Origin of the sequence: Nostoc cf. edaphicum LEGE 07299 (assembly GCF_015207245.1) — a bacterium.
GTDB classification, from domain to species: Bacteria; Cyanobacteriota; Cyanobacteriia; order Cyanobacteriales; family Nostocaceae; genus Nostoc; species Nostoc edaphicum_B.
The window spans coordinates 1-4,447 of sequence record NZ_JADEXF010000456.1 but is presented as its reverse complement, the minus strand read 5'-3'; the positions used below and the strand labels follow the sequence as shown (position 1 = coordinate 4,447).

Here is a 4,447-nt window from a genome sequence, read left to right as displayed (position 1 = left end):
TTCAATTTCTGCAACTGTAATCTTATTCTCTGAATTAGTAGCTGCTGCAACTGGTTCAATGCGACAAGATTTTTTTAAGTAATAGCCCCGTGGGTTAGAACTTGGGCCTATCCAAATACTTAATAAATCTAATATATATCCAGACTTCGTATTAGCTACACGCGGTTCAACGCGCCATAATTCCTTCTCTTCATATTTACTCAGATTCTTTCTAATGATTTCCCTACCCAAATTTCCTACCCGCTGTTTTGCATCTAGCAACCATTTCTCTACTTCTGACCAAGGTCTTTCAGCTATTTGCTCTACTACTATTGGTTGAAGTTTCTGTAAAATTACAACGCCGTTTTGGGGAATTTTTACTGTTTCTGCTGTTCTGGCAACAAAGGTACTATTTTTAAAAGTATCTGCTTGCAAACTGGGATATTGTCGTAACCAATTATCCATCACAAAGTGAAACTGAATCCAGCAACTTAGCAGCATACTACTAGCAACTAAAATTATGATTCTTTGGCGGTCTTGCGGCTTAGGAATGCGAGCTTTTGCATCGGTGTCATTTCCTTCAATAAACTCTGGTATTGCCGTAATTAGTGCTGAAATTGTTGGCCAAAAAACGATTGTTCTGGGTGTAATTACATCTTGTTGATCTCCAAATGCAAAAACACTCACTAAGAATCCAGTAATTACTGCCCCGACTGGCATAAAAGTACCAGGAACCCTCAAAGGATCTTCAGTTGTATACCAAGCTGTACCAGCAATTAAAAATAACCAACCGAAAAAGGCAATTATATCTTTGATATAACCTGTGGCAAAATATGAGAGTATCCAAGAAAAAACACTCAGATAAATAAATGTCTGCCAAGAATAAGCTTTGGGTGGAACTAATATTTTTCTAATTCCTGCATAAAGCCCTTCAGCAAACTTAAAAACCCCAAATACATCTTTTAGTAGCGTATTCATATTCCTCCGTACACCTGATTAATCAATATTTTCCTCTGAATTAAACAAGTAATTTCTTGCTATTTCGAACGAAATAATAAAATAATAGTTATTGCAGTATAGCTTAGAGAATTTGCTATTAGTATAGTTGTAACTAAATTAGTATTTTGAAAATTAAGGGTGGTAAAACGACGCCGTTGCAGACGCTGAGATGTTTTAGGTTCTTCTTCTGGTTTTACAAATGATTCATTTAATGAGAATAGTAAAGCTTTTAAAATGAAAAATTTCATCAAAAACGTAGTAAAAAAAATTATACAAGCAGTTAAAATAATTAAAGCCTGTGTGTTCGGCGATTTAAAATTATTAAAAAACATATAGTTAATTAATTCTGATTTCACCTGTATTGGCAACATTGGTTCTGATACAAAAAATATGAACCAACCAATTACACTAGAAAACAGATTGATAGAAATTGCATAAAAAGTACTGGTTTTCTTGTCAAATTTTAGTCGAGAATGCAAAACATAAGCTTCGATGGGGATGGCAATCAGTACAAATAAAAAGTCAAACAGAAATCCACCAATGGGAAAAATCCTGGGAAGCATCCAATCGTCAGCCATAAATGGTTAAGGGTAAGGGTTAGCTGTAGTGAGTATAACTGGGATATTAAGGGTGATGGGGGAAATTATCCCATTGTTCTTGTCCTTTACTATGCGGGTGTGCCAGTATTCCTCTATTGATATTGTTAATAGATCGAACTGACCCTTATACAGACGCATTAGAGGGGGAGTTTCTCTATCTGAGAGTACAAGAGGTTAGGTAAGATTAAAGACTGCCATAGTTATAGCTTTTCGAGAGATGACAAGAAACGGTATTGGGATTCGGACGGCGCAAGTGCGTCAAGAACGGCTTATTGGTCAAATTCACGTCTACGATGGTCTGGGTAAAGGTAAATCTCAAGCGGCTTTGGGGGTGGTTTTGCGCTCCATTGGCTTGGGAATAAATACGCCTAGCAATTCTAATCGTGTTTTACTGCTGCGGTTTTTAAAAGGGCCAGAACGTGATTATGACGAAGATGGCGCGATCGCAGCTTTACAACGCGGGTTTCCCCATTTAATTGACCAGGTTCGCACTGGGAGAGCCGAATTTTTTGGGCATGAGGAAATTACTACTTTTGACCGAGATGAAGCAATGCGGGGTTGGGATGTGGCCAAAGGTGCGATCGCTAGTGGTTTATATTCAGTTGTCGTCTTAGATGAAATTAACCCAGTTCTGGATTTGGGTTTGCTACCAGTGGATGAAGTCGTAAAAACATTAAAATCTAAACCCCAAGAGTTGGAAATCATCGCCACTGGACGCGCCGCACCGCAAAAATTGCTCGATATTGCAGATTTGCACTCAGAAATGAAACCTCATCACCACCCAACAGCCAAAGCCCTCTTATTGGAAGGGATTGAAATTTATACTGGTGCTGGTAAAGGTAAGTCTACTAGTGCTTTGGGCAAAGCCTTACAGGCAATTGGTAGAGGAATTAATCATCCAGGGTCTACTCGTGTATTGATTATGCAGTGGCTTAAAGGTGGTAGCGGCTACACAGAAGACGCCGCGATCGCTGCTTTGCAGCAGTCATATCCAGAAGTAGTGGATCATCAGCGTTGCGGTGGAGATGCGATCGTCTGGCGAAATTCCCGGCAAGAATTAGATTATGTAGAAGCCGAACGAGGTTGGGAAATTGCAAAAGTTGCGATCGCCTCTGGATTGTATAAAACTATTATTCTCGATGAACTCAATCCCACCGTTGACTTAGAATTACTCCCCGTAGAACCCATTGTCCAAGCTTTACTCCGCAAACCGCGCGACACCGAAATTATTATCACTGGTCGCTGCCAAAATCCACCCGCGTATTTTGACTTGGCTAGCGTCCACTCAGAGGTTTATTGCCACAAACACTATGCTAATCAAGGTGTAGAACTTAAACGAGGTGTAGATTTTTAGGCATTGCTGATTAAGAGTATGAATTTAGTCTCACCAAACAAGGCAAACGATCGCGGAACGCTTTGAGGTTAGGGTTGGTGGCGTTGTACACTTTGCCCAGAGGACGCAGCCGATCAAAGCCCTCAGCCGGAAATGGAAATCTCCTCTGATTGTTTGCAGTTTAGATTTGCAGTATTCTGCATCTGCAAAGCGCAAAAATCAACACCACTACCTCATGGTCTTAAATGAAAGCATATCTTAGTATTTTGAACCATATTAGCAGTTTTTCCCGGTTTTTTTGTCCAATGTTACCGCTAAGTTAACAATTTTACCCCCTGAACACTGGCCTCAAATTTTTTATATTATTAGTATGTACAACATTAAAAAAAATAACTTTTTATTTATCTTTTTAAAAAGCAAAATTAAAAGTATGAAAATATTAAATAGGGTTTTTTAAGAAGTTGAATATTTTCAAGTGTTGATTTATTCAGCATTCTCCAACAACTTGATTTTTCATATTGTTACGTGATTTTAAAACTTTTCTCAATTCTGTGACAACTATAAAAGTTGGGAGTTATCAAATATGCAATTTAAACATCTCGCAAAAAACTTAATAAAATTTAATCTTAATACTACACTCCTAGCAGTTGGAATAGCTGTTTCTATAGGGGTACCTGCATTAGCGGGTGTTTTATGGGCTAAAGGAAGACCCGGTACTTTACCTAGAAATGCTGTTGAAGGTGGCACTCAGAATCGAGCTAAACTGTATGTTTGCCAAGCGATACATGATAAGGAATATACACCTGGAAAGTTGGCAGCACCAAATTTTAAATATTGCTACATCCCGTGGGGAGGCAAAGAATATCGCAAAACAACATTTCGTGTACTAACAGGAAATAACTGGAAATGGGTAAATTTTTCGGGAAAGTTGCCTAACTATCCAGTTTGGGGAGGTAATGAAAATAACGGTAAATACGACTTATATCCTTGCAGAGCCATCCTTAATACGGGATATGCACCAGGGAAATACTATCCTCCAAATAAAACTTGCTACGTTTCATACGGAGGGCTAGAATACCAATACAAAAACTTTTTCCAAATTCTAACTGCTAGATAAACTAGCGCCAACACGCCCCAATCTGATTGTGCTGTTGTTAAGAGTGATTGTACAGTGACTTTTTATTTGTCGCTGTGCCAAATTAATGTCATGGAGGGTCTAAAGTTAGCACTCAAAGAGCGTTAAGCTTAGAAGTAGCACAAGGAGCTTACAAGCTATATCAACACAAATGCTTGCAATCCTAAAGTAAGGCTTAACTCGATGACATGAATTTGTCTCAATGTCATTTAATTTGTCACTGTACAAGAACACGACATCAATAAAACACCCCTTCCAAATAAATAAAATACTTAGGCTGTATTGATTTTGACTTTTGACTTTTGCCTTGCGGTACTAGCGGGAATTTGTACTTTCGGGTTGTAGAATATTTTGCACAAAGCGATCGCGTCCTGCTGCCTTTGCTTGATACAACGCCCTATC

4 protein-coding genes are annotated in these 4,447 nt (G+C 38.6%); 2 read left to right on the top strand and 2 right to left on the bottom strand.

The annotated features are described in order from the left end of the window. Both fraD and fraC read right to left on the bottom strand, forming a co-directional pair. A partial coding sequence (gene fraD, locus IQ229_RS14685; protein WP_194044854.1) for a septal junction protein FraD occupies positions 1-957 on the bottom strand: 957 nt, incomplete at its 3' end. A 59-nt stretch (positions 958-1,016) separates the two neighbouring features. Further along, complete coding sequence (fraC, locus tag IQ229_RS14680) at positions 1,017-1,556, bottom strand: filament integrity protein FraC (RefSeq protein WP_194044853.1); 540 nt, start codon at positions 1,554-1,556, stop codon at positions 1,017-1,019. A 238-nt stretch (positions 1,557-1,794) separates the two neighbouring features. On the opposite strand from fraC, the gene IQ229_RS14675 reads away from it, so the two are divergent. Then, entirely contained in the window at positions 1,795-2,931 is a 1,137-nt protein-coding gene (locus IQ229_RS14675) for a cob(I)yrinic acid a,c-diamide adenosyltransferase (protein ID WP_194044851.1), read from the top strand. 562 nt (positions 2,932-3,493) lie between these two features. Then, a complete protein-coding gene (locus tag IQ229_RS14670; protein WP_194044849.1) occupies positions 3,494-4,027 on the top strand; it encodes a DUF3421 domain-containing protein in 534 nt (177 codons plus the stop codon). Positions 4,028-4,447 lie beyond the last annotated feature (420 nt).

Coding starts and splice junctions, on each gene's coding strand:
- fraC (WP_194044853.1), bottom strand. CDS start 1,556: ATGGCTGACGATTGGATGCTTCCCAGGATTTTTCCCATTGGTGGATTT.
- IQ229_RS14675 (WP_194044851.1), top strand. CDS start 1,795: ATGACAAGAAACGGTATTGGGATTCGGACGGCGCAAGTGCGTCAAGAA.
- IQ229_RS14670 (WP_194044849.1), top strand. CDS start 3,494: ATGCAATTTAAACATCTCGCAAAAAACTTAATAAAATTTAATCTTAAT.